Annotated in this window: 31 protein-coding genes; 22 read left to right on the top strand and 9 right to left on the bottom strand. The window is 43.1% G+C overall.

What is annotated here, in order from left to right:
• Positions 1-146 precede the first annotated feature (146 nt).
• Positions 147-1,460: a DEAD/DEAH box helicase gene (locus tag ABE28_RS15325; protein WP_064463410.1), complete on the top strand. Its 1,314-nt coding sequence runs from the start codon at positions 147-149 to the stop codon at positions 1,458-1,460.
• Between the two features lie 12 nt (positions 1,461-1,472).
• Complete coding sequence (locus ABE28_RS15320) at positions 1,473-2,366, top strand: deoxyribonuclease IV (protein WP_064463408.1); 894 nt, start codon at positions 1,473-1,475, stop codon at positions 2,364-2,366.
• Positions 2,367-2,437: 71 nt separating this feature from the next.
• Here the strand turns inward: ABE28_RS15320 and ABE28_RS15315 are convergent, their stop codons facing one another.
• On the bottom strand, positions 2,438-2,698 hold the full coding sequence (locus tag ABE28_RS15315; protein ID WP_064463405.1) for a DUF2624 family protein: 261 nt from the start codon (positions 2,696-2,698) through the stop codon (positions 2,438-2,440).
• Positions 2,699-2,904: 206 nt separating this feature from the next.
• Here ABE28_RS15315 and ABE28_RS15310 point away from each other — a divergent pair, with 206 nt between their 5' ends.
• Genes ABE28_RS15310 through ABE28_RS15300 form a run of 3 tightly spaced genes read left to right on the top strand, consistent with a single transcriptional unit; the run spans position 2,905 to position 4,963 of the window.
• Positions 2,905-3,669 carry a metal ABC transporter ATP-binding protein gene (locus ABE28_RS15310; RefSeq protein WP_064463403.1) on the top strand — a complete coding sequence of 255 codons (765 nt, stop codon included), beginning with the start codon at positions 2,905-2,907 and terminating at the stop codon, positions 3,667-3,669.
• Positions 3,670-3,690: 21 nt separating this feature from the next.
• Positions 3,691-4,524: a metal ABC transporter permease gene (locus ABE28_RS15305; protein ID WP_064463401.1), complete on the top strand. Its 834-nt coding sequence runs from the start codon at positions 3,691-3,693 to the stop codon at positions 4,522-4,524.
• A gap of 13 nt (positions 4,525-4,537) precedes the next feature.
• Positions 4,538-4,963 (top strand): Fur family transcriptional regulator, encoded by a 426-nt coding sequence (locus ABE28_RS15300; RefSeq protein WP_064463399.1) that lies wholly within the window; start codon positions 4,538-4,540, stop codon positions 4,961-4,963.
• A gap of 33 nt (positions 4,964-4,996) precedes the next feature.
• On the opposite strand, the gene ABE28_RS15295 is transcribed toward ABE28_RS15300, so the two are convergent.
• Positions 4,997-5,581 carry a 5' nucleotidase, NT5C type gene (locus ABE28_RS15295; RefSeq protein ID WP_064463397.1) on the bottom strand — a complete coding sequence of 195 codons (585 nt, stop codon included), beginning with the start codon at positions 5,579-5,581 and terminating at the stop codon, positions 4,997-4,999.
• 169 nt (positions 5,582-5,750) lie between these two features.
• On the opposite strand from ABE28_RS15295, the gene ABE28_RS25530 reads away from it, so the two are divergent.
• Entirely contained in the window at positions 5,751-6,221 is a 471-nt protein-coding gene (locus ABE28_RS25530; protein WP_180319965.1) for a DUF308 domain-containing protein, read from the top strand.
• 39 nt (positions 6,222-6,260) lie between these two features.
• Here ABE28_RS25530 and ispG read toward each other — a convergent pair whose 3' ends face one another.
• The 4 genes from ispG to ABE28_RS15275 all read right to left on the bottom strand — a co-directional run bounded on the left by ispG (position 6,261) and on the right by ABE28_RS15275 (position 9,093).
• Positions 6,261-7,364, bottom strand: a complete 1,104-nt coding sequence (ispG, locus tag ABE28_RS15285; RefSeq protein ID WP_180320011.1) for a flavodoxin-dependent (E)-4-hydroxy-3-methylbut-2-enyl-diphosphate synthase — start codon at positions 7,362-7,364, stop codon at positions 6,261-6,263.
• Positions 7,365-7,567: 203 nt separating this feature from the next.
• A complete protein-coding gene (locus tag ABE28_RS15280) occupies positions 7,568-7,900 on the bottom strand; it encodes a LysM peptidoglycan-binding domain-containing protein (protein ID WP_064463393.1) in 333 nt (110 codons plus the stop codon).
• 86 nt (positions 7,901-7,986) lie between these two features.
• Positions 7,987-8,130, bottom strand: a complete 144-nt coding sequence (locus ABE28_RS24610) for an anti-repressor SinI family protein (protein ID WP_083232102.1) — start codon at positions 8,128-8,130, stop codon at positions 7,987-7,989.
• A gap of 195 nt (positions 8,131-8,325) precedes the next feature.
• Positions 8,326-9,093: a DUF1189 domain-containing protein gene (locus ABE28_RS15275; RefSeq protein ID WP_064463391.1), complete on the bottom strand. Its 768-nt coding sequence runs from the start codon at positions 9,091-9,093 to the stop codon at positions 8,326-8,328.
• A 160-nt stretch (positions 9,094-9,253) separates the two neighbouring features.
• On the opposite strand from ABE28_RS15275, the gene ABE28_RS15270 reads away from it, so the two are divergent.
• From ABE28_RS15270 to phoU, 9 genes are all read left to right on the top strand, one after another.
• On the top strand, positions 9,254-9,739 hold the full coding sequence (locus tag ABE28_RS15270) for a DUF456 domain-containing protein (RefSeq protein WP_064463707.1): 486 nt from the start codon (positions 9,254-9,256) through the stop codon (positions 9,737-9,739).
• Positions 9,740-9,873: 134 nt separating this feature from the next.
• Positions 9,874-10,482 (top strand): superoxide dismutase, encoded by a 609-nt coding sequence (locus tag ABE28_RS15265; RefSeq protein WP_064463389.1) that lies wholly within the window; start codon positions 9,874-9,876, stop codon positions 10,480-10,482.
• A gap of 344 nt (positions 10,483-10,826) precedes the next feature.
• Positions 10,827-12,047, top strand: coding sequence for an MFS transporter (locus tag ABE28_RS15260; protein WP_064463387.1), 1,221 nt, complete (start codon positions 10,827-10,829; stop codon positions 12,045-12,047).
• A 194-nt stretch (positions 12,048-12,241) separates the two neighbouring features.
• Positions 12,242-14,419, top strand: coding sequence for a peptidoglycan D,D-transpeptidase FtsI family protein (locus ABE28_RS15255; protein ID WP_064463385.1), 2,178 nt, complete (start codon positions 12,242-12,244; stop codon positions 14,417-14,419).
• Positions 14,420-14,627: 208 nt separating this feature from the next.
• Positions 14,628-15,590: a PstS family phosphate ABC transporter substrate-binding protein gene (locus tag ABE28_RS15250; protein ID WP_064463383.1), complete on the top strand. Its 963-nt coding sequence runs from the start codon at positions 14,628-14,630 to the stop codon at positions 15,588-15,590.
• A gap of 139 nt (positions 15,591-15,729) precedes the next feature.
• Positions 15,730-16,629, top strand: a complete 900-nt coding sequence (gene pstC / locus ABE28_RS15245; RefSeq protein WP_064463705.1) for a phosphate ABC transporter permease subunit PstC — start codon at positions 15,730-15,732, stop codon at positions 16,627-16,629.
• Between the two features lie 3 nt (positions 16,630-16,632).
• Positions 16,633-17,511, top strand: coding sequence for a phosphate ABC transporter permease PstA (gene pstA, locus ABE28_RS15240; RefSeq protein ID WP_064463381.1), 879 nt, complete (start codon positions 16,633-16,635; stop codon positions 17,509-17,511).
• A 23-nt stretch (positions 17,512-17,534) separates the two neighbouring features.
• The gene (gene pstB / locus ABE28_RS15235; RefSeq protein WP_373921350.1) at positions 17,535-18,356 is read left to right on the top strand and encodes a phosphate ABC transporter ATP-binding protein PstB; all 822 of its coding nucleotides are present in this window, start codon (positions 17,535-17,537) and stop codon (positions 18,354-18,356) included.
• A gap of 20 nt (positions 18,357-18,376) precedes the next feature.
• Positions 18,377-19,030: a phosphate signaling complex protein PhoU gene (gene phoU, locus ABE28_RS15230; protein WP_064463378.1), complete on the top strand. Its 654-nt coding sequence runs from the start codon at positions 18,377-18,379 to the stop codon at positions 19,028-19,030.
• 43 nt (positions 19,031-19,073) lie between these two features.
• Here the strand turns inward: phoU and ABE28_RS15225 are convergent, their stop codons facing one another.
• Together ABE28_RS15225 and ABE28_RS15220 are read right to left on the bottom strand one after the other, a co-directional pair.
• Positions 19,074-19,517, bottom strand: a complete 444-nt coding sequence (locus ABE28_RS15225; protein WP_064463376.1) for an endolytic transglycosylase MltG — start codon at positions 19,515-19,517, stop codon at positions 19,074-19,076.
• Positions 19,510-19,908: a hypothetical protein gene (locus ABE28_RS15220; protein ID WP_064463374.1), complete on the bottom strand. Its 399-nt coding sequence runs from the start codon at positions 19,906-19,908 to the stop codon at positions 19,510-19,512. The genes ABE28_RS15225 and ABE28_RS15220 overlap by 8 nt, the downstream gene beginning before the upstream one ends.
• A gap of 417 nt (positions 19,909-20,325) precedes the next feature.
• Between ABE28_RS15220 and ABE28_RS15215 the strand changes: the two genes are divergently transcribed.
• From ABE28_RS15215 to ABE28_RS15200, 5 genes are all read left to right on the top strand, one after another.
• Entirely contained in the window at positions 20,326-20,934 is a 609-nt protein-coding gene (locus tag ABE28_RS15215; RefSeq protein WP_064463372.1) for a hypothetical protein, read from the top strand.
• Positions 20,935-21,050: 116 nt separating this feature from the next.
• Entirely contained in the window at positions 21,051-21,200 is a 150-nt protein-coding gene (gene rpmG / locus ABE28_RS24605) for a 50S ribosomal protein L33 (RefSeq protein WP_028391797.1), read from the top strand.
• Between the two features lie 125 nt (positions 21,201-21,325).
• Positions 21,326-21,901: a 5-formyltetrahydrofolate cyclo-ligase gene (locus ABE28_RS15210; protein WP_306807296.1), complete on the top strand. Its 576-nt coding sequence runs from the start codon at positions 21,326-21,328 to the stop codon at positions 21,899-21,901.
• Between the two features lie 75 nt (positions 21,902-21,976).
• Positions 21,977-22,165 carry a hypothetical protein gene (locus ABE28_RS15205; RefSeq protein ID WP_064463368.1) on the top strand — a complete coding sequence of 63 codons (189 nt, stop codon included), beginning with the start codon at positions 21,977-21,979 and terminating at the stop codon, positions 22,163-22,165.
• A 168-nt stretch (positions 22,166-22,333) separates the two neighbouring features.
• The gene (locus ABE28_RS15200; RefSeq protein ID WP_064463366.1) at positions 22,334-23,872 is read left to right on the top strand and encodes a rhomboid family intramembrane serine protease; all 1,539 of its coding nucleotides are present in this window, start codon (positions 22,334-22,336) and stop codon (positions 23,870-23,872) included.
• On the opposite strand, the gene ABE28_RS15195 is transcribed toward ABE28_RS15200, so the two are convergent.
• Positions 23,867-24,721, bottom strand: a complete 855-nt coding sequence (locus ABE28_RS15195; RefSeq protein ID WP_064463363.1) for a hypothetical protein — start codon at positions 24,719-24,721, stop codon at positions 23,867-23,869. The two genes, ABE28_RS15200 and ABE28_RS15195, sit on opposite strands and share 6 nt — an antisense overlap.
• Positions 24,722-24,937: 216 nt before the next feature.
• On the opposite strand from ABE28_RS15195, the gene ABE28_RS15190 reads away from it, so the two are divergent.
• Positions 24,938-25,159 (top strand): YqgQ family protein, encoded by a 222-nt coding sequence (locus ABE28_RS15190; protein WP_064463361.1) that lies wholly within the window; start codon positions 24,938-24,940, stop codon positions 25,157-25,159.
• A gap of 2 nt (positions 25,160-25,161) precedes the next feature.
• The gene (locus ABE28_RS15185) at positions 25,162-26,127 is read left to right on the top strand and encodes an ROK family glucokinase (protein ID WP_064463360.1); all 966 of its coding nucleotides are present in this window, start codon (positions 25,162-25,164) and stop codon (positions 26,125-26,127) included.
• Positions 26,128-26,140 lie beyond the last annotated feature (13 nt).

Here is a 26,140-nt window from a genome sequence, read left to right as displayed (position 1 = left end):
AGATGGACCGCAAAAGGCAAAGATCGCCTTCTGGGTCCATCCCTATTTTCCTGCCCGAGCTGCCCAAGGCGCTTGCGCTTTTTGTGTATAATTTATTATAATAACAGGACATGTCTAATGACTGACAAGGATAAAGGAGTTTTTTGATGAAACAAAACCAATTTGAACGATTTAATTTGAAAAGCTACATTCTAGATGCGGTTCGTACTTTAGGGTTCGATAAGCCGACGGAGATTCAGGAACGCGTGCTTCCGTCGCTTTTAAAGGGAAGTAGCTTAATTGGACAGTCGCAGACAGGTACAGGAAAAACACATTCCTATTTGCTGCCGATTATGAATAGGCTTGATGCAGGTAAAAATGAAGTTCAAGCGATTATTTCCGCACCAACCCGTGAGTTAGCGAACCAAATCTACAAAGAAGCTTTGAAAATTGCTGAGCATTTCCCTGAAGATGAGCAGATTTCTGTTCGTTGTTTTATCGGTGGCACGGATAAACAGCGCATGATCGATAAGTTGAAGACACAGCCACAGGTCGTGATAGGAACGCCAGGCAGGATCAAGGATCTTGTCGCGGCTCAGGCACTTCAAGTATATACGGCAAAAATGCTTGTAGTCGATGAAGCGGACCTTATGTTGGATATGGGGTTCATTGAAGATGTCGATATATTCGCGTCGCGTATGGCTGAAAAAATCCAAATGCTCGTCTTCTCTGCAACCATTCCAGAAAAACTGAAGCCGTTCTTAAATAAATATATGGAAAATCCGAAGTACGTCCAGGTGAATCCGAAGCAGGCGACCGCTGCGAAGATCGAGCATGTTTTGGTACCGCTTCGCCACCGTAACAGAGAACAGCTGCTTCATGATATCATCGTTCGGTATAATCCATATTTGGCGATCATATTCACGAACACAAAGAAAATGGCGGACCATGTGGCCAATTCCTTGATTGAAAAGGGTCTGAATGTCGGCCGCATTCATGGGGATTTAACGCCTCGTGAGCGTAAAAAAATGATGAAGCAAATCAATGACCTTGAGTATCAATTCATCGTTGCGACAGATTTGGCTTCCCGTGGAATCGATATTGAAGGTGTCAGCCATATCATCAACTATGAATTGCCAACAGATCTCGATTTTTACATCCATAGGACGGGAAGGACTGCTCGTGCAGGCTATTCAGGCATTGCCACAACCATCTATGATACATCAGATGAAGATTCTTTGAACCGTTTGGAAAAAATGGGCATCGAATTTCGTGATGCCGATATCCAAAATGGGGATTGGGTGGATATAGAAGAACGCAATAAACGGAAAAACCGTAAAAAACAAAAATCTGATATCGATGTTAAAGCGAGCAGGCATGTTAAGAAGCCTACGAAAGTAAAACCAGGTTACAAGAAGAAAATCCAGCGTGACGTGGAAAACTTCAAAAAACGCGAACGTCGTTTACAGAGAAAGAAATAGGGGAGTAATCAGATGCTGAAGATAGGATCGCATGTTTCCATGAGTGGGAAAAACATGCTTCTTGCTGCGAGTCAAGAAGCCGTTTCATATGGCTCCAATACATTCATGATCTATACGGGGGCCCCTCAAAATACAAGACGTAAAAAAATCGAGGATTTAAATATCGAGGCCGGAAGATTGCATATGGAGGAAAATGGCATAACGGACATCGTCGTCCACGCTCCATATATCATTAACATAGCGAACACGACCAATCCAGCCACATACGAGCTAGGTGTCAGCTTCCTGCGGAGCGAAATCGATCGCACAGAAGCGCTTGGTGCCAGGCAAATCGTCCTTCATCCAGGTGCGCACGTCGGAGCAGGCAGTGAACTGGGGATCAAGCGGATCATCGAAGGCTTGAATGAAGTGCTGACAGCAGACGATAAGGTTCAGATTGCCCTTGAAACGATGGCTGGAAAAGGGTCTGAATGCGGCAGGTCATTCGAGGAGCTGGCGATGATCATCGACGGTGTTACCCACAATGAAAAATTATCGGTATGCTTCGATACTTGCCATACCCATGATGCCGGGTATAATATCATTGAAGATTTCGATGGCGTCCTGAATGAATTCGACAAATTGGTCGGAGTCGAACGCATCAAGGTACTGCACATCAATGACAGCAAAAATGAACGAGGCATGCGCAAGGATCGCCATGAAAACATTGGGATCGGTCATATCGGATTCAAGGCGTTAAATGATATAGTCCATCATCCACAGTTAAGTGCCGTTCCGAAAATACTGGAAACACCTTATGTTGGGGAAGACAAGAAAGACAAAAAGGCCCCATATAAATTTGAAATCGATATGTTTAAGAACAATCAATTTGACGAACATATACTGGAGAAGATACGATTCCAATAATATTCCAATTTGAAAAAGGACGGTTCATCCACTACAGATGAATCGTCCTTTCATTTAAACAAATGTACTTTTTAAAAGGTGGAAGTAAGATTGTTGAAGAGAGATTCTATTTCCCTGGCTGTATTTGCTCCGGCAACCTTTGTAATCTGTCCCAATACATTTTGCCTTTGGCGTATATCAAAAATGTTGATATTTTTACCGGCTAGAAGTGCAGTGATATCCTGTGCTTGTTTTTGCGTGATTGCAACCTTATGCTGCTTGGCAAGGGAAAGCAGTTCATCGGGCCGAATATTGTTGATTTTATGATTGACCATCATTTCGAATAATTTCAAACGATCTCCTCCTTTTTTAAAACATATGAAGGAGGAAGGCGTATGTGAACATGAAACTTCGTTTGATTCACGGTAATTGACGAATTTCGGTGATTCGGGATGGAGGGGCGTTGATCCAAAGGTCCAGTTTCTTTACATCTGGCCGTCTTTGTTTTATACTAACGATTGTTAATCGTAATGATTCTTAAAAAAAATAGGTGATCTCTTTGGATAATGTAGTAAACCCGATAATCAAGATAGAAGATATTTCTTACAAATATACAAAAGATCTGGTGCTTGAACATGTTTCGCTTGAAATTCCCAAGGGGGCATTCCTGGCGATCGTCGGTCCGAATGGCTCTGGAAAATCGACATTATTAAAGTTGCTCCTCGGACTGTTCAAGCTCCAAAAAGGTAAAATTGAATTATTCGGGGAAGACATACGACGTTTTAAAGCTTGGCAAAGGGTTGGGTTCGTTTCCCAAAAGGCGAATTCCTTCAACTCTGGATTCCCTGCGACCGTATTTGAAGTGGTTCAGAGCGGCTTGACCAAGAAAATCGGCTTATTCAAGTTCGCAAGCAAAGAGGATAAGAGCAGGGTGAAGAAGGCTCTGGAATCCGTCGACATGCTTGGATATCAGAACCGCAATATCGGAGAATTGTCCGGAGGGCAGCAACAGAGGGTATTCATTGCCCGCTCACTGGTCAGTGAGCCGGAATTGTTGATCTTGGATGAGCCCACGGTCGGAGTCGATTCAAAGAATGTCCATCAATTTTATGAAATGCTAGAGATGCTGAACAAAAAGTTGGGAATCACCTTGATTTTGGTAACCCATGATGTCGGTACAGTGACCGATAAAGTCACACATGTTGCCTGCCTGAATAAAAAGCTCCATTTTCACGGAGATGCCTGTGAATATAATGAGCTGGATGAAGTCGAGCTTTCATCCATTTATGGGCATGGCGTCCAATTTTTAAATCATGATCATTAAAAAGTTTTGGGGGATAGCCGAATGATATCGGGGATATTGCAATTCGAATTTTTGCAGAACGCATTCTTGACGGGAATCATAATCGGAGCGATTGCGCCATTAGTGGGCGTTTTTGTTGTGGTGAGGCGGATGTCGATGATTTCTGATGCGCTCAGTCATGTAGCGCTTGCTGGCATAGCGTTCAGTTTATTGCTTCAGAAGAGTTTTCTTTCACTGGCTGGATTGAATCCGCTCTATATGGGGATGGCCTTTTCCGTGGGTGGTTCATTATTCATTGAAAAATTAAGAGGGGTATACAAGCATTACCAAGAGCTTGCAATTCCTATCATTATGTCTGGCGGGATGGGCCTAAGCGTCATTTTCATATCCATTGCAGACGGCTTCAACACGGATTTATATGGATATTTATTCGGCAGTGTCAGTGCAGTCAGCCGGACGGATTTGTATGTCATCTTGGCAGTGGGGATAGTCGTCGTCTTGACCCTTACCCTATTGTATAAAGAATTATTTCTGTTATCATTTGATGAAGAGCATGCCAAAGCTTCCGGAATTCCGTATAAAGCCATACATTTTATTTTTATCGTGATGGTAGCCTTGGTGATCGCCGCTTCCATGAAAATCATTGGCATATTGCTGGTATCTTCGCTCATGACGCTTCCTGTGGCGGCTAGTCTCCGCTTTGCGAAGGGCTTTAAGCAAATGATCGTGTTTTCGATCTTATTCGGTGAGGTTTCAGTTGTAGGTGGTTTGTTTTTATCATACAACCTTGATCTCGCTCCTGGCGGCACCATTGTAATAATCGCTGTGCTAATTCTCATCTTGTCAATTTTGTTTGATAAGTGGAAAAATCGATAGATGGGGTGATGTTTTGAACGTTTCTACTGCCATGCAATTAATGAAAGATAAAGGTTTTAAACATACTGGGAAGAGGGAAGAGATGCTTCAGCTTTTCTCGACCAGCGATAAATATTTAACCGCAAAAGATGTGCTGGAGAATATGAAACAGGATTATCCGGGATTGAGCTTTGATACGATTTACCGGAACCTTTCTTTGTTCGTTGAATTGGGGATATTTGAAACGACCGAGTTGGAAGGGGAAAAGCATTTCCGCTTCACATGCGGCCATTCTTCCCATCATCATCACTTCATCTGCTTGAATTGCGGTAAAACGAAAGAAATTGAAGTGTGCCCGATGCAGGAGCTGGAGGATAGCTTGAAGGACTACGATGTTTCAGGACATAAATTTGAAATATACGGGCGCTGTCCCGCATGCAGTGTATCTGTAGAGGCCTAAAAAACCATTGACTTTTTAGTCAATGGTTTTTTTTCATTTGATGGCAACAGGATTTTCTGCCAGCCAGTTGGTCACCCAGGAAGAGGCCTCTTGCCAATTGTTGACCCGGATGACGCTTTCAGGCACAGTGTCTTGGTTGTATGGGGTATTGAATAAAATCACCGGTATTTTGCATTCTTCAGAAATGGCCACCGCATTATCGTGCTTGTCCTCTAGGAAGAGATCGACCGCGAATTTCTTGGCTGCCGCCACTTTATCGTGTGAGCCCACAAGCTCTATATGATTATAGAGGACTCCGTTCGTTGTGAACCAATCCTTCGTCACATCGAATAACCGGTTGCTTCTGGCACTGATGAAATATAGGTCGGCTTGTTTTGTCCATTTTTCGAGAACATCCTTCGCTCCTTCAGCCAATGAAGATTCGGTGTATATGAGCGGCTCCGTCTCGATGAACCATTTGGTGAAATCCTCCTTCGGTACATTGACGAATGGGAATAAGTCATACTCGGTAATGTCTTCATAAGCTAAATTCAGCTGAAAAGCTTCATTTAAAAAGGGGACCATCGAATCAGGTCTTGTGACAGTCCCGTCTATGTCGATGCCAAAACGTTTTTTCATGATGAATCTCTCCTCATCTAAAAGTACTTGTAATAGTGTAACATATACAATCACGGCTTTGGTAAAATCGCTTATTTATTTCCAAGACAAGAAACCATTATCACGGTGGATTCCGTAGCTTTTACATATACTATAACTGCTCCTATAAACGAAAGTGAGGGATGCACGAATGGAAAAAGATCAATACTCCAGTGTTGACGATGAAATACGATTGAGCAAAGAAGGCACTGAACCAACGATTGTCGATGACCCGCATCATGAGCGGTATTATAATGAAGATCAACCGGCAGATGACCGGCGTAATGAAAATCGAAGGTCCGTGTCAAATGCGGATAACCGGTATCATGAAGAGACGTCGGCAGAGATTTCGACCATGCCTCGAAGAAGCAGGTCATATAAGGATGAGTCTGTAGCAGGGGCTGTTGATTCTGGGGACGTGGCATCAAGAGGAAAAGTCATTGGTGTTGCAGCCTTGATCATTTCCATTTTATCGCTATTCATGATGCCCTTCCTTTTGGGAATTGCAGGGATCATCGTAGGGATCGTGGCCCGCAGCCGTGGATCGAACATGGGTACATGGGCAATAGGCATAGGTGCTCTTTCCATCATCGTAGGCATATTCATCCTGCCGTTCTTTTAGAGTAAAACAAAAACCCCGATAAAAAATCGGGGTTTTGTTTTATTTATTCGATGCAGCAGCTTCCGCTCTTTGTTTTTCATAATACTCTTCAGCGATTTTGTCAATTTCCTTCTTCAGTTCCTCGACCATCGTTTCTTCAGGTACCTTACGTACGATTTGCCCTTTTCTGAACAGCAAGCCTTCACCGCGGGCACCGGCTATGCCGATATCAGCCTCACGGGCCTCTCCAGGACCGTTTACCGCGCAACCGAGCACAGATACCTTGATTGGGGCTTTAATCGTCTGGATGTACTCCTCGACCTCATTGGCGATGGAGATTAAATCGATCTCGATGCGACCGCAAGTCGGGCAGGAGATCAAAGTGGCCATGTTGGAAGCAAGTCCGAATACTTTCAGGAGCTCCCGTGCTACCTTCACCTCTTCGACTGGGTCCGCGCTAAGGGAAACACGCATCGTGCTTCCGATGCCCTGGCTTAGGATCGCCCCTAGGCCGGCAGCGCTTTTTACCGTTCCGGAGAATAAAGTACCGGATTCAGTGATTCCCAAATGTAGTGGGTAATCGAATGCTTTCGAAGCTTTTTCATATGCTTCGATGGCTAAATTCACATCAGAAGCCTTCATGGACACGATGATGTCATGAAAGTCGAGATCTTCGAGAATCTTGATATGGTGCAGGGCACTTTCGACCATTCCATCTGCCGTTGGGTATCCGTATTTATCAAGGATTTTCCTCTCAAGGGAACCGGCATTGACCCCGATCCGGATTGGAATGCCTTTTGCTTTCGCAGCTTTAACGACTGCTTCAACCTTTTCGCGGCGTCCGATATTTCCTGGGTTGATCCTGATTTTATCCGCTCCGCCTTCAATTGCCTTCAATGCCAGCTTATAATCGAAATGAATATCGACTACAAGGGGAATGTTTATCCGTTTCTTTATTTCAGAAATTGCATCTGCCGCTCTTTCGTCCGGACAGGCAACTCGTACGACTTGACATCCCGCTTCTTCAAGGCGAAGGATTTCTGCAACAGTTGCTTCGACATCATGTGTTTTAGTTGTTGTCATGCTTTGTACGATAACTTCATTATTGCCGCCAATCGTTAAGTTTCCGACTTTAATTGGCCGCGTCTTGGTGCGATGTATGATTTCACTCAAGTGGAATTCTCTCCTTTAGGAAAAAATCAGTTTTGATTTTTCATTTACTTCTCTGAAATATTGTATCAATGTACTTACTTCTTGACAAGGAAATAGGACGTAATATCTTTTTTCGGTGGGAAGAATTCATACTTCCCGATATTTCCGATGTCTTTCGTTACTCTCGAAAACGCAAAACCCTTCCCGTTTTCCGTCTATTTATAAACAGGAATCTTATATGTTTTTCCGATCTGCATATTTTCAGGCTTTATACCTTCATTCAAGCTTTGGAAATCAGAGATGATTGTTTCGATCGGCTTATTGTTCCCGTATTTTTGCGTTTCGACGATGGAGAGTAAGGTATCTCCTGGTTTCATGGTAATTTCTTTAAAAACTGCAGTCGGGGCAGGTTGCTGCTGACTTGCCGGGATGGCTGGCTGAACTGTGGAAGCCGGTGAATGTGGAGTCGGCAGAGTGCCGGTAGTCAAATCGAAATAAATAATGAATAATGTGAAGCAAAATGAAATAAAAACCAATAGCCTTTTCAATTTTCCACCCTCCCAAGCTTGTCTTTACACTATATATACTTGAAAGGGACTGCAATTATGCCTAAAAATGGGCATCTCTAAAATGGTCAATTATTTTTATTCAATTGTGTAGCATCCTGTTTATTTGAGCAGGAGTCAAGAAAGGCACTGATTTCCTTCGGAGTCAGACCTATTTCTTTTGCCTCCATGATTAGTGACAACCACTGCAAATCAAGATAACTTGTCTTCACGTTTATCACCTCTTATAACCTAATTCAATTAACATCATCAGTATAGGGAATACTTGCTGAGTATTTTGTCGAATTAAGGAGATATAAAAAATGATGACTGCAGTCATATGGAAGGAATCGGATGAAAGAACCTGAAAAAAAGGAAAAAACACAAAGATCTTCAGCCCGAGGGGACTTGATCTTTGTGTTTTTTGGTCACTCCACGGGAGAGTTGGCCGAGGTTTCCTTAATGGATAAATAGAGCATCATCAATGTGACGAACCAGCTGATGAATGAAGCAAAAGGCACCGTGGCTTGAAACGAATCCATGACGGTGAAGAAAATGGTCGAAAGCGTTATGCTGTATGCACCAATTCTCCAAAGATGCCTATATGAAAGCGTCCGGCCAAGAGCATTCTTGAATAGAAGACCGAAGGCAGCAAGAATCGTTACTTTGATGAAGATTCCACTGGCAGTAAACAGGTATAATATAAGGAGCAGCAACGGTAGGATAATTGGCAGCACGGATTCGACGGAATCGAGCCAAGACGAAATTTCCTGGTTATCTCCTTCCAGAAGAGAATATGGTGAGGATTGCACGTTGCCTCCAGATACGAAAACCAGGTCCGTTTTTAACAGGGCTACAGCCTCATCTGCTTTTTCAGCGACATCTTCCGGGTTCAGCGTACCGGTTCCATCGACGAATATTTGATAACCATTTTTATTCAAGCTGAATGGTTCATCACTTTCTGTCGTCAATGTGCCATTATGGATCTTGAATTCCGGTAAGTCTTCCGAAACGGTTTCGTGCATGGCATTTATCCCATCAACCATCATTGTACCGAAATAAAAGGCAGAGGGAAGAAAGGCAATGAGACTTACAAGGAATACGTATAAAATCGTTTTGCCGATACCTTGGTTTTGAAAGGAAGCGATATCTTTAGGGGAATATAAGCTTACCCAAAGTTGTTTGAATATGTTCAATTTTTTCAGCACCTATCTTTTTAAGATTCCTAACCAATTTTAACTATATGGGGAAAATAAAACAACCTGTATGAGGAGCCAGTGGTTTCAACTAACAGTAAAGAGGCAATTATGGAGAGATAGAGCAAACATAAATGAAATGAGAAAGGGCGTTTTGATTGTGGATACATTATTTTGGATAATTATTGTCCTTATGTTCATAATGGGCTTCGTCGGTCTGATTTTTCCAATCATACCAAGCGTTTTATTCATATTTGGCGGAATCGTACTTTATGGCCTGTTTTATTCCTTTGCCCCGTTTGGCTGGTTCTTCTGGACCGTCCAAATTTTATTCGTCATCCTTTTGTTCGCGGCGGATTATATCGCAAACATGGTTGGTGTCAAAAAATACGGAGGTACGAAAGCTGGCATTTGGGGCAGTACGATCGGACTTTTGGTTGGACCGTTCGTGATCCCGTTCGTCGGAATCTTGATTGGGCCCTTCATCGGTGCCTTTCTGGCAGAGATCCTCGTTCACAGAAAAGATCCGGTTACTGCATCTAAAATCGGACTCGGATCTGTAGTTGGTTTTATTAGCAGTGTGATCACGAAAGGCATCATCCAACTATTGATGATCGGTTATTTTCTATTCGTGGTATTCTCATAGGAAATAAAATCGCAAAACGAGGCATAAGGTTTGAAACGTTTACAAAAATTTGATACTCTAATGCTAGCGAGCTTCAGTATCCTTCGGGAACTGAAGCCCTCAAAAAAACAGCTTACATAGGGAGGAATTTTATTATGGCTTTTGAACTTCCGCAATTACCGTACGCATATGATGCATTGGAACCACACATCGACAAAGAAACAATGAACATTCACCACACTAAACATCACAACACATATGTGACGAACTTGAACAATGCCCTTGAAGGCAACCAAGAGCTTCTAAGCAAAAGCGTTGAAGAAATCGTCGCTAACCTGGATGCAGTACCTGAAGCGGCTCGCACTGCAGTTCGCAACAATGGAGGCGGACACGCTAACCACACATTATTCTGGGAAATCCTTTCACCGAACGGTGGCGGACAGCCAACTGGTGAATTAGCAGATGCAATCACATCTAAATTCGGCAGCTTCGACAGCTTTAAAGAAGAGTTCGCAAAAGCGGCTACCACCCGCTTTGGATCTGGCTGGGCTTGGCTTGCCGTCAACAATGGAGAGTTGGAAGTAACAAGCACTCCGAACCAAGACAATCCATTATCTGAAGGCAAAACGCCACTTCTTGGATTGGACGTTTGGGAACATGCTTACTACCTAAACTACCAAAACCGTCGTCCTGAATACATCAATTCCTTCTGGAATGTTGTAAACTGGGATGAAGTGTCTAAACGTTACAACGCTGCTAAATAAGCAGTGAAATTTAAAAAAGACAGGTTCCCTTGGCGGGATCCTGTCTTTTTGCTTTTTCTCCTAACTGAATCCCTAATTGGCGAGTAAAAGAGCTGAATTGGCGAGTAAAGGAGCTGAATTGGCGAGTAAAAGAGCGAAACTAGTGAGTTACGCTCAACTATGGGTGTGCAAACTGTGAAATCACGATGATTACGCTCCAATTCACGAGTAAATACTCAGATTTTACGAACTACTTTTCTGTCTCCGCCTTGTCTCTCCAATCGAAGAGTTTTCTTTGCTTTTTTTTACATAAATCCCCTTGTTTTCTCAAACACTAGAGTGGAATTTAAAGGAGAGTTAAAACAATGGGTATTTTAGAGAGATGGTTGGGTGAAGCGGGAGGGAAGAAAGATCTGCACCTGCTTTTGTTTATTGGCGGACTTTATAGCCTGAGTATTGCTTTGTCCAATACCTTCGTTAATGTGTACTTGTGGAAACAATCCGGTCAAATTGTTGATATTGCCGTATATAATCTAACCGTGGTGCTTTTTCAACCAGTGACTTTTGTCTTTGCTGGCAGGTTGGCGAAGAAAGTGGATCGTATCATTGTTTTGCGTCTGGGTGTTATCTTTTTGGCCCTGTTTTATTTATCTGTTCTTTTGGTCGGGACAAGTGCCACGGATTTCATTTGGCTTCTTGGTGCATTGATTGGGATAGGGTATGGGTTTTATTGGCTGGCTTTTAATGTATTGACTTTCGAGATTACCGAACCGGAAACGAGGGACTTCTTCAATGGGTTTCTTGGGATTTTATCTTCACTTGGTGGAATGATTGGTCCGATTCTTTCAGGTTTCATCATTTCGAGGCTTGAAAAATTCACGGGGTATTCCATTGTATTCGGATTATCATTGCTTTTGTTTTCCGTTGCCGTGTTTCTTAGCTTTTCGTTAAAAAGGCGCCCTGCTCATGGGAAATACTTTTTCCTGAGGATATTGAAAGAGCGTAAGAACAATCGGAATTGGCTCTTGATCACTCGTGCCCATTTTTTTCAAGGGCTGCGAGAGGGTACTTTCATGTTCATCATTTCGATCATCGTTTACATTCAGACAGATAGTGAACTTGCCTTGGGTAGCTATGGTTTATTGAATTCCGCGATAGCATTCGTTGCGTATTTTCTCGCTTCTCGGTATATAAAACAACCGATGCGAAAAAAAGCGATCCTTATAGGGGGAATTCTGTTATATGCGGGGGTCTTGCTGATTTCATTTGATGTCACCTTCGGGAAGCTCCTGATTTATGGGGCAATTGTGGCGACTGCTTATCCGATCCTGTTGGTCCCATACATATCCTTGACCTATGACATCATAGGCCGGGCATGGAAGGCTGCCGACATGAGGATTGAATATATTGTCGTCAGGGAGCTATTCGTCCATTTTGGAAGGATTGTCTCCATTTTGGGGTTCATTTTGTCCGTCATGCTTTTTGACCTCAAGCAAGTCCTGCCGATTTATTTGCTGATCGTCGGCGCAGGGCATACGATGATATATTGGTTTGTGCGGAAGATCGATATCAACGACCATGATTGAAATAGGGGCCTAAAGAGGCCTCTTTTTCAATGAATGGATATCTGTTTTTGTAGGTATGAGCCGTAAGTCACATTTTGTCGAAAGTTGGTCAGATGTTTAATATTTCTAGAACACTAAGGTAGAAAAAAATAAGAATGTTCTATAGAATAGTAAAGGACCATTATGACTATGTAAAAAAGGATGTGTGGCTTAGTGTGAATAAAAAGAAAAAGAAAAAGACGCATGTGCCTTTCAGATTGAATATTCTTTTCTTTTTAGTGTTTGTTTTGTTTTCCGCTCTCATTTTACGCTTAGGTGTTGTGCAGATTGTATATGGCGACGATTACCGGCGTGAAATTGAAAGAACAGAGGAAGTGACCGTGAATAATTCGGTGCCCCGTGGGAAAATGTATGACCGGAATTTAAAATTGATGGTCGATAACCAACCACTGGATGCAATTACATATACACGAAAGCAAGGTACGAAACCAGTAGAAATGGTGGAAACCGCCGAGAAACTTGCGAAGTTGATCGAAAAAGATACGGATAAAGTGACTGAGCGCGATAAGAAGGATTTCTGGATAATGAATAATCCAAAGCTGGCAGAGAAAAAGGTTACCAGTAAAGAGAGAAAGAAAGTGGAAGAAGGTGAGCTGAAAGAGAGTGATTTGTATAAGCTTCAGCTTGACCGGATTACAGAAGATGAAATAAAACTTTCTGACAAGGACTTGGAAACCCTCGCGATATATAGGGAGTTTGCCAGCGGATATGCACTTACGCCGCAGATCGTGAAAAACAAGAAAGTGACAAAAGAAGAATTCGCCAGGGTGAGTGAAAACCTCGATTCGCTCCCAGGAGTGGATATATCGACGGATTGGGATCGTTTTTATACGTATAATAAGACACTTAAATCTGTATTAGGAAAAGTTTCCTCTTCCGAAGAAGGGTTGCCGAGTGAAAGCCTTAATTACTACCTGGCACGTGACTACAGCCGGAATGACCGTGTAGGGAAGAGCTATATTGAGCTGCAATATGAAGATATCCTTCAGGGGCAGAAAGCCAAAGTGAAAAACGTGACTGACAAGTCGGGAAATGTCGTCGACTCCGAAGTGATTTCGGAAGGGCAGCGTGGAAAAGATCTTATATTGACAGTTGATATGGATTTACAGCTGGCTACGGAAGAAATCATTGAGAAACAATTGATCGCCAAGAAAAAATTGGGTAACACGAAGTTCCTCGATAGGGCATTCGTCGTGATGATGGATCCAGACACAGGGGAAGTTTTGACGATGGCGGGCAAGAAAATTGAAAAAGATTCGAAAACGGGAAAATCGAGCATAGAGGACTTTGCCTTAGGGAATATCACGACCTCTTACACGATGGGTTCTGCCGTGAAGGGTGCCACCGTCCTGACGGGATACCAGCAAGGAGCGATCCAGCCGGGTACCGTCTTTTATGATACGAAACTGAAGATCAAGGGTACAAAGGCAAAGGGATCATACAGTAACTTCGGGAATATCAACGATTTGACGGCCTTGAAAGTTTCCTCGAACGTTTATATGTTCAGGACGGCCATCAATATCGCGGGTGCCCATTATGTGCCGAATGAGCCGTTGAATATCAGGTCAAGCGCCTTTTCGACGATGCGGAATTCATTTTCGCAATTTGGCTTGGGTGTTCGCACGGGAATCGACCTTCCAAATGAAATGAGCGGTTTCAAAGGCTCGGAAACATCTCCAGGTAAGCTGCTTGACCTTGCTATCGGGCAGTATGATACGTACACACCGATGCAGCTTGCGCAATATGTTTCGTCCATAGCCAATGGCGGAAACCGCATGAAGCCGCATATGGTCAAGGAAATCCGTGATCCGGTCGATAATAACGAGGATTTAGGCCCTGTGGCCGAAGATGTTTCGCCGACGGTCATGAATCGCCTGGATATGAAGGAAGACTGGATCAAGCGCGTACAGAGCGGTTTCGAGAAGGTATCAATGGAACAAGGCGGAACAGCTTATCGGTTTTTCGGTAATAAGCCTTATACAGTCGCTGCTAAAACAGGGACCGCTGAAGCCTTTTATGACGGACCGGACCGGGCGAAGTTCAGCGAGCCTCAAGATACGATGAACATCACGATGGTGGGCTATGCACCTGCTAAAAATCCGGAGGTTGCATTTGCAGTCGTCGTACCGTGGGCATATCAGGGCCATACGGGTCATGACATGAGTAAAGAAATAGGTAGAGATATCATGGACACGTATTTCAAACTGAAAAAAGAACGGGCTAAGAAGGAAACGAATAAAGATGCTGAAAAATCGACTGATTTGAAAGTGGAAAATGGAAAAGACGTCCAAAAAGATCAGGCAGAGGTCAGAAAAAGCCAGGAAAATGAATAAAAGAAATCAAAACACGTTTTCGGATAAACCGAGGCGTGTTTTTTTTGCCCATTTTGTCCTTAATCATTCCTGATTCGACATATTTACAATTAACACACAATAATTTACTGAATATTTACAATCCCTTCAAACGTGGTTTACAGATTAACCGTATGATTTGGTTGTAGGACAAAATATTCATATAAAAAATTCTTAGGGGGATTTACAAATGAGACGTTTCAAAGGTGTGGCGATGACTGTAGTGTTGGGCGGAGTAATTGCAGTGGCGGCAGGTTGTGGATCTGATGATGCTAAGACTAGCGGCAGTGAAGCAAAAGGTTCAAGCCAGCTGCAAGGGGAAGTGATCACGGATGGTTCTTCTACGGTCTTTCCGATCATGGAGGCAGTGGCAGAAGAATATATGAGTGCACAGCCTGATGTCAAAGTTTCCGTTGGATCGTCAGGAACTGGCGGCGGCTTTAAGAAATTCATCGCCGGTGAGACGGATTTAAGTAATGCCTCACGCCCGGTCAAAGAAGAAGAAAGTGCAATGCTTGATGACAAGGGAATTAAATATACAGAGTTGAAACTGGCATTTGACGGCATTTCAATCGTCGTCAATAAAGATAATGACTTCATCGACTCACTTACCGTCGAAGAACTGCAAAAGCTGTGGGTTGATAATGGCAAGGTGAAGATGTGGTCCGATATTCGCCCTGACTGGCCGAAGGAAGAAATTAAATTCTACTCCCCGGGAACAGATTCGGGCACATACGATTATTTCAATGAAGTCATCCTGGAAGAAAAGCCGATGGTGGAAAATGCGACGCTTTCCGAAGACGATAACGTCCTTGTACAAGGTGTGGAAGGTGATAAAAATGCCATCGGATTCTTCGGATTTGCCTACTATGCGGAAAATAAAGATAAGCTGAAGATCATTTCCATCGATAACGGAAAAGGCGCTGTTGAGCCAACTCATGAAACGATTAAAAGCGGGGAGTATGCACCATTGTCCCGTCCGCTTTACACATATGTCGCCAACAAATCTGTAGCTGAAAAAGAACAGGTGGCCGACTATACTCAATTCGTCATCGAAAATGCAGGGGAACTCTCCGAAGAGGTGGGGTATATAAGCCTTCCTGAAGAAGAGTACCAAAAAGATCTTGATAAATTGAAAGAACTGAAAAAATAATTGATTTTACAGGCTATGAAAGATCCCGCCTTGGCAAGGTGAAGGCGGGGGCAACGGCTTGTAAATCCAAATATTGCGTGTCTGAAATGGAGGATGCAAGTTGGAACTGAGAGAAACAGAAACCTATTCTGTACAGCAAATGATCCTGGAAAAGAAAAGCAAGAAAAAAGTAGATGTAGAAAAAATCATACCGAAGCTTTTGTTCCTTATGGCGGCCATTTCCGTTTTTACTACTATCGGGATTATCCTGACGCTCATTTTTGAAACATTCATCTTTTTTGACAGGGTTTCCATCGTGGAATTTTTCACGGCAAGCAAGTGGCTCCCATTTGCATCCGTTCCTTCTTTTGGGATCATGCCCCTTATCGTTGGGACGTTGAAGATTACGCTGATAGCAGCGGTGGTTGCAGTTCCTGTAGGACTTGCAACAGCCATTTTCTTGAGTGAATATGCATCTGAGAAAACACGGAGGATCATCAAACCGATTTTAGAAGTTTTAGCCGGGATCCCGACTATCGTTTACGGCTTCTTTGCCTTAACTTTTGTAACACCGGTCTTGCGGGAACTATTTCCTTCCCTTGACATGTTCAACGCCTTAAGTCCCGGGATCGTTGTAGGAATCATGATCATGCCGATGGTGGCCTCCTTGTCGGAAGATGCTCTTGTTTCCGTGCCAAAGTCGATTCGTGAAGGTGCGTATGCGCTTGGTGCAACAAAACTTGAGACGACCATTAAAGTGGTATTGCCGGCGGCCATTTCTGGAATTGTCGCATCCATCGTGCTTGGCTTATCCAGGGCGATCGGCGAGACCATGATCGTGAGTGTGGCAGGGGGATCGACCCCGAGCATGAATATGGATGTCACATCGTCGATTCAAACGATGACTGCCTATATCGTACAGGTAAGTTCCGGGGATGCAGGGTATGGGACAACGATTTACTACAGCATCTATGCGGTGGGAATGACACTGTTCGTCTTTACGCTTGTTATGAATTTACTGGCGCAGTTCATCTCTCGCAGGTTCAGGGAGGAATATTAAGACATGAAGCTGATAAATAAAAGTCATGTTGCAAAAAAAATGCCCGTAAGGCTGGCTGTCAACACGATATGTAAAGGATTGTTTTTCTTGGCAACACTGATTGGCCTTATTGTATTGGCCATCTTATTTTATCGGATATTCACTCAAGGAATTGGACATTTGAATGGGGATTTCCTGCAGAATTTCGCTTCGAGGAAGCCAGAGGAAGCTGGAATAAAAGCGGCCTTGATCGGGTCGATCTGGTTGATGGCCGTCGTTGCGCCCGTTTCGCTGATGCTTGGTGTCGGTACGGCCATTTATTTAGAGGAATATGCGCGGAAGAATTGGATCACCACTTTCATCAAAGTGAATATTTCCAATCTGGCCGGTGTTCCCTCGATTGTGTTCGGATTGCTTGGCTTAACGGTTTTCGTCCGGGCCCTTGCGTTGGATCGGTCCGTATTGGCGGCAGGCTTGACGATGAGTCTCCTCGTCCTTCCCGTGATCATCGTGGCATCCCAGGAGGCCATACGTGCCGTCCCGCGTGATTTGAGGGAAGCTTCATTTGGGATGGGAGCAACAAAATGGCAGACGATACGGAAAGTTGTCCTGCCAGCTGCCATACCCGGCATATTAACGGGCGGAATACTTGCTTTATCCCGGGCAATCGGTGAAACGGCCCCGTTGGTCGTGGTTGGCATCCCATTGTTCATCGCCTTTTTGCCTCAAACGGTCCTAGATACATTTACGGTGCTTCCGATGCAGATCTACAATTGGACATCTCGTCCACAGGAGGAATTCCAGCAGGTCGCTGCCGCAGGAATTATCGTATTACTGATCTTGTTGATATTTATGAATTCAATTGCGGTTCTGATTCGAAATAAATTCCAAAAAAGATACTAAATTAGGAGGAAGGAAGCATGAATATGACCTTAACGAGAGAAAAAGAGTCACCAGCCATCGCGACGGGTGCTGTACAACCCGCCGCCTCACCGGAAAAGGTATATGAAACGTCCTATCTCAATTTATGGTATGGGGAAAACCATGCATTGAAAAATATTAACCTTGATATGCATCAAAATGAGGTGACAGCCATCATCGGGCCTTCTGGATGCGGGAAATCCACCTACATCAAAACTTTGAACAGAATGATCGAATTGGTCCCTGATGTCAAAACGACAGGTCAAATCAAATACAGGAATAGAAATATCCTCGATCAGTCATACAAGGTCGAAGATTTACGGACACAGGTGGGAATGGTCTTCCAAAAACCTAATCCATTCCCTAAATCCATATACGATAATGTGGTCTACGGACCAAGAACCCACGGTATCAAAAACAAAAAGATACTGGATCAAATCGTTGAAAAGAGTTTAAAGGGAGCAGCCATTTGGAATGAAGTGAAAGACCGGCTGCACGAAAATGCATATGGACTTTCAGGTGGACAGCAGCAGCGGCTTTGTATTGCCAGGTGCTTGGCAATCGAACCGGACGTCATATTAATGGATGAGCCGACTTCCGCCCTCGATCCGATATCCACCTTGAAAATAGAAGAATTGGTCCAGGAACTGAAAAAGGACTTCAGCATCATCATTGTCACCCATAATATGCAGCAGGCAGCTCGTATCTCCGATAGAACAGCCTTCTTCTTAAACGGGGAAGTCATAGAGTACGCCGATACCAATACCATCTTCTCTAATCCGACTGATAAAAGAACGGAAGATTACATTACAGGACGCTTCGGTTAACGAGAAAGGGAGATAATATCATGATCGTTCGTGAAAATTTTGAGCTTCAATTGAAAGAGTTACAAGAAAAAGTAGTCGATTTGGCCAATTTAGCTTCTGATGCTATTTCAAAATCATTCCAAGCACTGGAAAACAGGGATGTAGAAGCGGCACTGGAAGTCATTGATGATGATACGAAAGCGGATTTATTGGAGGAGGAAATCAATGATTTCGCGATTTTGCTGATTGCGAAGCAGCAGCCTGTTGCCATTGACTTGAGAAGGATCATCGCGGCCATAAAAATTGCCTCAGACATTGAACGGATGGCAGACTTTGGCGTCAATATCGCCAAGTCGGCAATCCGTATCGGCGATCAGCCGTTCATACTCCCTTTAACGCCGCTGCAACAGATGTATGAAATCACATTAAATATGATTGAACTCTCCATAGAAGCATTCGAGAAGGAAGATGTTGTGTTATCTCGGGAAATTATCGAAATGGATGAAGAGGTCGATCGCTTTTATGGAGAAATGATCCGCAGCCTCCTCCGGCTATCCGATGAAAAGAACCTTCAACAGGTAACGCAGCTCTCTTTCATTGCCCGCTACCTGGAAAGGACTGCCGATCATACGACTAATATAGCAGAAAACATTTATTTCCTTGTAAGAGGCAGATATATCGGCAGAAATGACTGATTGAATAATAAAAGAGGCTTTTTACAAAGCCTCTTTTATTTATTCACTGATGTGATAAGGTATTGGCCAATTGCCGATAGGTCATCGTATTCGTAACCACAAACTCGCCAATTTGAACTTTTTTCGAAAATCCATGATCGTTCATGTAAGTTTCGAATCGGGACTCATCATCGATGATCTTTTCCTTATAAAGGGCGCTGGCAATTTCCGTTGTGGTCATATTGGATTTGACTTTGATGGTATATGAAACGATAGGAAGCTCCTTTACCTTTGCAGCTTTGTCGGTTTCCATGGACGGCTGGACAGCCTGCTTGTCCGCCTCCTTAGGAAGCGAGACGACGAAACCGTCATTTTCGAGCATTTCCTTGGCCTCTTCCTTGGTCAAGTTAGTCTCTTTCATTAATCCGGTGCCATAATAACAGCCGGCAAAGATGCTTGTCGTAAAGATGATTCCGGTGGAAAAGCCTTGCAGCTTTGCTTTAAACATGCTCATTTCCCCGCATTCTATGCTGTTCGATGACCGATAGGGTTTGCTCCTCGGTTAAGGAGGATTGTTTAGCGATTTGGGCCAAAGAAAGCCCTTGTCCGTATAAGGATAGAACCTGGCTCTTTAGTATCTCATGAATCGGTTCGGAACCACCGGAAGTGCCCGGTGGTTGCTGATAGTTGGCTTTTACGGCAGGAATTGGATCATCCCCGATGACGAATTCCTCTTCAAGGATCTTCACTTTCTTTTTTAATTGGTAAATATCCTGCATATACGTTATTGTCATCTGTTCTATATCTTCTTCCAATTTGGCCACTTTATCTTTACTGAAAAAGGAAAGGATAAGAAGGATGATCGCCAGCGAGAAGAGAAGGATGATTATTGTTTCCATGTTTTCACCTCAGAAGATAATTTTCGACATATACTTATATTTTACACATATTTTTAAAAAAATGGAGAATTTCCTATTTATATATCCATTGCATGGGTAATAAGCTCCATTTTTTGTCTGATTTTTTCTAAAAAAATGTCGAAACGCATCAGGGCTATAGCTTTGAAAAAAAAGTGAACCAGAAAAATCCGGCATAAAAGCTTTGCTTGATAGCTTGCATAAAATTCGACAAAATGTGTTTATTGTCCATGGGCCCAATCAGTGCTAACATGAAGATAGAATAAATCGGAAAACGAAATATTTAGAATATTCATTTTTAATCATGAGGGCATGGTGTTCAGGTTCAAGAGTGGATTCTTTCGCTGTCAGCGCCTAACGATAAGCTGTCTATCAATAGAGAGGGGAAGGGATGATTAGATGAATTCGTTATACGCATATATACCGCAGGATAACCAAGATCTATATCGTAAGGGATTAAAGGCTGGTTTATGGATGGATGAGAGTTTCGATTGGTATCCGGAAGAAGACATGATGAGTCATCCGAATGGGGAGATACGGACACTGGTACAAACCTTTACACAAGGGCAGGTGACCTTTTCGAAGTTCACGATCAGGAATACCTCATTCGAGACGAAGCACCCAAAAGTGTTTTTTCACTATGAAAACGCTTTCGAAAGGCAGGCTGTGGCTTTTTATAGCCCAAATGAGCGGGCCATCTTACATGTAGCCCCCCGATCCATTGCCTTATTAGGTGGCTTGGTCAAAGGTAAAAGCATCTCGCAATATTGCATTCAAGGCAAGGGAAGCCTTTATCAAGAGGGGTGCTTCAAATCATTGAAAGAAGGGCTCCTTGCTTACTCACCGCTCGCCAAGGGGGAAGTGACAAGCATGTTTACATTGGAGGCGGAGATCCTGCCAAAGGAATGTATCGAAGCGGTAGCCTGGGTCATTCATGCAGAAACGAAGGAGGAAGCGAAAATCATCAATAATCAGCTTCTACTGACGATGCAAAACGTTACGAATTGACTTGGTTAAAAGTTAATGTTCCATTTCCCAAAAAACATACTAGCAATTCACATGAAATAATGCTATTATAGAAAAGTCCTATGTGAAAAAGTCAATATGTTTGGAGGGAAATACACATGCGCGTGAATATTACATTAGCTTGCACTGAATGTGGAGACCGTAACTATATTTCTAAAAAAAATAAACGTAACAATCCAGACCGTCTTGAGCTTAAAAAATACTGCTCAAGAGAAAAACGCAGCACGACTCACCGTGAAACAAAGTAAGCAACAGGATTTTTCCTGTTGTTTTTTTTATGCTTTTTTTTATTTTTTTTTTGATGTGTCACGGACGTTTCGGAAACGCACTACTATCATGAGATACTAATTGTAGCAGAACAAAGGAGTGTGAAATGATGAAGGAAAACAAGAAAAAGCTCCGGGAGGAAGTTAAATCGCGCTTAATGGAGCTGACCATTGAGGAGCATGAAGAACGATCGAGCGGGATAGCAGATAACCTATTTTCGCTGGAAGAATGGAAAAAGGCTAAAACGATCGGCATCACCATTTCCATCCATCCTGAAGTTCCAACAATCCGGATCATCGAACAAGCGTGGAGAGAAGGCAAGGGAGTGGCGGTACCAAAATGTGACCCTGATAAAAAGACGATGGAATTCAGAAAGATTTCCTCCTTCAATCAGCTGGAAACGGTATATCATGGGCTGCTTGAACCAGTAGCCGAAACAGCCAAAGTGACCAAAGACGAATTGGATGCACTGATCGTCCCGGGCCTCGCGTTTACGAAAGAGGGGTTTCGCCTCGGCTTCGGGGGCGGCTATTATGACCGTTTCCTCCCCGGATACAAAGGTGCTACGTTGGCCCTTGCATACGAGATTCAACTTGTGGATGAGCTACCGGTGGAGGTTCACGATATTGCAGTTGGTAAGCTGATTACCCCTTCAAAAGTTCTGCGGACGTCCGCCCAATAGAAGATGTTTAATATTTATCACATTTAGCTCATAAAAATCCTGTCCTGTATCACACTAATGGTAGGAGGGATCGTTATGCTTCGATCGATTATTCACATCTTCTTGGTTGGTTTGGCAGTTTATGCCGGTTATAAAAACCGGTACCGTTTGGTCAACGCAGCTCTTTCCAATGGCATCCTGAGAAGATTTCTAGTGACCAAATCCTTGAGTATGCCAATGTTCAGGGATAAAATGATGCAAAGCATGTTCAGTCAGACCAAATGAATGATGCCTGCATTTCTTAAAAAGGAACCTGCTCAAGGTTCCTTTTTCATTTAGAAGGGAGAAAGAATCATCAAAGCAGTCTCCTTTTTTTACTTTTTTCATGATATCGTCTATAGTTTTAAGTAATGAAATCAGAAGCTTGAGATCGATTGGAAAGTGGGGAAGGCATTGGGATTTAAAGAGGATTATTTGTTTTGGGGAACCATCAGGGAGTTGTCGGCCCAATATGATTATCGAATGATCACCGTCACGGAAAACCATCAGGAGATATGGCTTGAAAGTGATACGAATAAGGAATTTCCGGTCATCAGGCTGATCCGGCATGATTTGGATTGGGCTAATTGGCTGAAGCGTGATATGGAACGGACGTTGCAGAATGGGGAAAGAATCAGACAGAAATTATACAAAAAACCAATAAACATATTAAGTATCTATGTGAGTAAATTTGCGCCTGTCGATGATCATGAATTTAGTTTTCAGGCTGCTTCCTATAAAAAAACGAAGGTGAACACATTCATTTTCTCTTGTGAAACATATCAACAGTCGCTGCAAAATCTTGAGCATGTTTTGAAAAAACCACTTTCAATTCAAGTTCTTCAAGAAGATGAAATAGATGAAGAAAAGGTTCTTGTACTAAAGAAGGAAGCCATCTCGGAGTCAGTCAAAAAGGCGAAGGCCGAGCAGAAAGTGTTTCAAAATGCCAACAAGCCATTCTTTACATATATGTTCATGGCCATTCAGATAGCTGTATTCATCCTGATGGAGTTTAATGGGGGCAGCACCAATTCCAATACATTGATTGAATTTGGGGCGAAATACTCCCCATTGATCATGCAAGGGGAGTGGTGGAGGTTCTTTAGCCCGATGATCGTCCATATTGGCTTCTTTCATTTGCTGATGAACACTTTTTCTTTGTATTTAATTGGGGCTGAAGTGGAAAGGATTTACGGTAATGCCCGGTTCCTTTTCATTTATGTATTTGCTGGTTTTGCCGGGACACTAGGAAGCTTCATCATGACCCCGAACCTTTCGGCTGGAGCGAGCGGAGCCATTTTTGGCTGTTTTGGTGCACTGCTGTATTTTGGGATCGTCTATCCAAAATTATTCATGCGCTCGATGGGGTCATCGGTCTTCGTGTTAATCATCATAAATTTAATATATGGGTTCTCCGTTTCGGGGATTGACAATGCGGGACATATAGGTGGTTTGATTGGTGGCTTCCTGGCTGCAGGAGTGGTTCATCTGCCTAAAAACAAAAATCTCCTGCGACGGCTCGTTTTTCTATTTGGAACGGTGATTTTGACTTATATTTTGCTACAGTACGGCTTCAATCATCAAAACAGCTCGGAGACAAATGATAAGACGATGGCTATGCTAGCCCAAAAGTATATGGATGATGAAAAAACAGCTAAAGCGGAAGATATGTTAATCAATTATGTAGGTGAAAACCCGAATGCATCGGTTTCGCTTTTCATGCTCGGAAATTTAGCCCTTGATAAAAAAGACACATACAAGGCCAAGGAATATTATGAAAAATCGATCGAAGCGGACCCAGATTTACATCAAGCGCATTACAACCTTGCCTTGGTCCAAATGAGCCTAGGAGCTTACGATCAAGCTAAGGAGCAAGCACAAATGGCGACCGAGCTTGCTCCGGAAAACAAGTCATATGCTAAACTTTTGAAGAAAGTCGAAGCACAACTATAATTCTTGACGCAGCATGATGGGGGTGCCATCCCTCAGCGTAAACAAGACAAGTAGTTCACGCTGATTTTGCGCAATTAGCAATAGGGGGATGGTGCTGCCTTGTGCATTAACGGTGGACCCATCCTCTTTTTTTACTCCTAATACATAATCTTTATAAAGTCCCTCCCATAGCTTGCCAACAATTTCTTCCCGCTTGAATGAAGGAAATGCGGAAAGCCACTGGTTTTTTTTGTCGGGAAGGTCGGTTAATGGGATGATGTTATATTGTTCTAAATTTATTTGATAGGCATGACTGGCTTTTTCCAAACCGTCTTGGACCGTTTGATTCGTCAAGCTGTCCAAAGTTTTTTTCCATTCGATCTGCTCTTCCGAAATTGGACGGTGGAAATATTGGAATGAAGGTGTCGTTATCGCATAAATTTTATCTTTACTGAGCTGCTGGGCACTGGTGAAAATGGTTTCACTTGGATGAACCTCTGCATAATGGAAGGTAACGGCATCATAGCGTCCGCTTTCACTTTCTTTTGCTTTCGCTTTTTGGGACAGCTCTTGTTTATTTTGCCGCCAATTTTTTAGAGCGCCTGTCAATTTTCCATTGGTATATAAAAGGGATACGTCTTGACGGAGGTAGGCTGGCCGATCCAAAGCCGAAGTAACCCTCCAAGTGATCGAATAGGCGGAACCCCCGTTTTCCTTTGGCGTAAGAAGTGTGGAGGCATGTTCAAAATGAAGCGAGGAATCGATGGGAAAATATGTGATCGTTTCCTCTGCCTGATTATTTGAAAAATAAAGGATGACAAAAATGGTAGTTATGACTAATAAAACGGTATACTTTAATTGTAATTTCATTTTTCCCCTCCGTTTTAATGCATGATGCAAGGCTTTCCAGCAGTATTGCCTGTTAAAATATGAATAACGGCGTTCACTTGTCCTGTATTCCATCATATGAATGGAGTCGGACATGTATGAGGGAGATCGGGAAATTATCAAAAGCGGAAATGGATGCTTGTTACAAAGTGGCTGATTCGATATACTTTCCTATAGAAAAGAGTAAAGAGGCAGATTATGAAAACCTATTATGATCTTCAACAATATTTGAAAAGATTTGGTACATTTATTTACATTGGCGATCGTATTGCGGAGCTTGAACTGATGGAAGCTGAGATCAGGGAAATCCATCGTATGCAGATGATGGATACGAAAGATTATCAAATGGCAATCCTTTTAATTAGGCAGCAATTGTCTCTTGAGTTGGAGAAACAGAAAAAAATTGATAAAAAAAGGTGAGAATGATGGAAAAATGGCTGATGGGTGTCGATTTAGGCGGTACAACTACCAAACTAGCTTTAATCAATTCATATGGGGAGATCATACATAAATGGGAAATCAGCACCGACATCTCCGAAAAGGGGAAATTCATCACGACGAACATTGCTAAATCGATCGATGCGAAGCTTGAAGAATTGAATGAACCGAAAAGTAAGGTAGTGGGGATAGGAATGGGTGCACCTGGCCCTGTGGATTTTGTCAATGGCTCCATTTATGAAGGAGTGAATCTTGGTTGGAAAGACTATCCATTAAAGGATTTATTGGAAGTGGAAACCTCTCTGCCTGCGGTCATTGATAATGATGCCAATATGGCTGCTCTCGGAGAAATGTGGAAGGGTGCTGGTAATGGGGCCAAAGATCTTGTTTGTGTCACACTTGGTACGGGTGTAGGCGGCGGAATCATTCATAATGGCCGCATTGTCCATGGAACAAGTGGGGCGGCGGGAGAGATAGGGCATATGACGGTAATACCGGAAGGAGGAGCACCATGTAATTGCGGCAAGACAGGTTGTTTGGAAACGGTTGCTTCAGCTACTGGAATCGTGCGACTGGCTGTGGAGGCATTGAATGAAGACGATGGAACATCTTTGCTGCAGCAAAAAGTGAACGAAGGAAATGCAGTTTCTTCCAAATTGCTATTCCAATGCGCAATCGATGGCGATCCCCTATCAAAAGCCGTGGTCGATAAGGTAGGCAATTACTTAGGACTTGCGCTATCACATGTAGGAAATGTCATGAATCCCGACAAAATCGTCATTGGCGGGGGCGTTTCTCAGGCAGGAGCAATCTTGCTTGATACTGTCCGTTCCGCCTTTGAAAAATATGCGTTCAAACGCGTTGGCAAATCAACGAAAATAAGCCTCGCAACATTAGGCAATGATGCAGGCGTAATAGGAGCAGCTTGGTTAATTAAGAATCATTCTTGAGCCGTTTCCCTTT

The organism is Peribacillus muralis, from assembly GCF_001645685.2.
Taxonomy (GTDB): domain Bacteria; phylum Bacillota; class Bacilli; order Bacillales; family DSM-1321; genus Peribacillus; species Peribacillus muralis_A.
Note: the sequence above shows the minus strand (reverse complement) of the source record. Positions and strands in the feature narration are given on the sequence as shown.

Bases quoted from the DNA above. Each gene is read 5' to 3' on its own strand.
- pstC (WP_064463705.1), top strand. From the start codon at position 15,730: ATGATCCTGGAAAAGAAAAGCAAGAAAAAAGTAGATGTAGAAAAAATC.
- ABE28_RS15320 (WP_064463408.1), top strand. From the start codon at position 1,473: ATGCTGAAGATAGGATCGCATGTTTCCATGAGTGGGAAAAACATGCTT.
- pstA (WP_064463381.1), top strand. From the start codon at position 16,633: ATGAAGCTGATAAATAAAAGTCATGTTGCAAAAAAAATGCCCGTAAGG.
- ABE28_RS15190 (WP_064463361.1), top strand. From the start codon at position 24,938: ATGAAAACCTATTATGATCTTCAACAATATTTGAAAAGATTTGGTACA.
- ABE28_RS15215 (WP_064463372.1), top strand. From the start codon at position 20,326: ATGAATTCGTTATACGCATATATACCGCAGGATAACCAAGATCTATAT.
- pstB (WP_373921350.1), top strand. From the start codon at position 17,535: ATGACCTTAACGAGAGAAAAAGAGTCACCAGCCATCGCGACGGGTGCT.
- ABE28_RS15220 (WP_064463374.1), bottom strand. From the start codon at position 19,908: ATGGAAACAATAATCATCCTTCTCTTCTCGCTGGCGATCATCCTTCTT.
- ABE28_RS15225 (WP_064463376.1), bottom strand. From the start codon at position 19,517: ATGTTTAAAGCAAAGCTGCAAGGCTTTTCCACCGGAATCATCTTTACG.
- ABE28_RS15185 (WP_064463360.1), top strand. From the start codon at position 25,162: ATGATGGAAAAATGGCTGATGGGTGTCGATTTAGGCGGTACAACTACC.
- rpmG (WP_028391797.1), top strand. From the start codon at position 21,051: ATGCGCGTGAATATTACATTAGCTTGCACTGAATGTGGAGACCGTAAC.
- ABE28_RS15250 (WP_064463383.1), top strand. From the start codon at position 14,628: ATGAGACGTTTCAAAGGTGTGGCGATGACTGTAGTGTTGGGCGGAGTA.
- ABE28_RS15265 (WP_064463389.1), top strand. From the start codon at position 9,874: ATGGCTTTTGAACTTCCGCAATTACCGTACGCATATGATGCATTGGAA.
- ABE28_RS25530 (WP_180319965.1), top strand. From the start codon at position 5,751: ATGGAAAAAGATCAATACTCCAGTGTTGACGATGAAATACGATTGAGC.
- ABE28_RS15210 (WP_306807296.1), top strand. From the start codon at position 21,326: ATGATGAAGGAAAACAAGAAAAAGCTCCGGGAGGAAGTTAAATCGCGC.
- ABE28_RS15325 (WP_064463410.1), top strand. From the start codon at position 147: ATGAAACAAAACCAATTTGAACGATTTAATTTGAAAAGCTACATTCTA.
- ABE28_RS15295 (WP_064463397.1), bottom strand. From the start codon at position 5,581: ATGAAAAAACGTTTTGGCATCGACATAGACGGGACTGTCACAAGACCT.
- ABE28_RS15260 (WP_064463387.1), top strand. From the start codon at position 10,827: ATGGGTATTTTAGAGAGATGGTTGGGTGAAGCGGGAGGGAAGAAAGAT.
- ABE28_RS15305 (WP_064463401.1), top strand. From the start codon at position 3,691: ATGATATCGGGGATATTGCAATTCGAATTTTTGCAGAACGCATTCTTG.
- ABE28_RS15195 (WP_064463363.1), bottom strand. From the start codon at position 24,721: ATGAAATTACAATTAAAGTATACCGTTTTATTAGTCATAACTACCATT.
- phoU (WP_064463378.1), top strand. From the start codon at position 18,377: ATGATCGTTCGTGAAAATTTTGAGCTTCAATTGAAAGAGTTACAAGAA.
- ABE28_RS15205 (WP_064463368.1), top strand. From the start codon at position 21,977: ATGCTTCGATCGATTATTCACATCTTCTTGGTTGGTTTGGCAGTTTAT.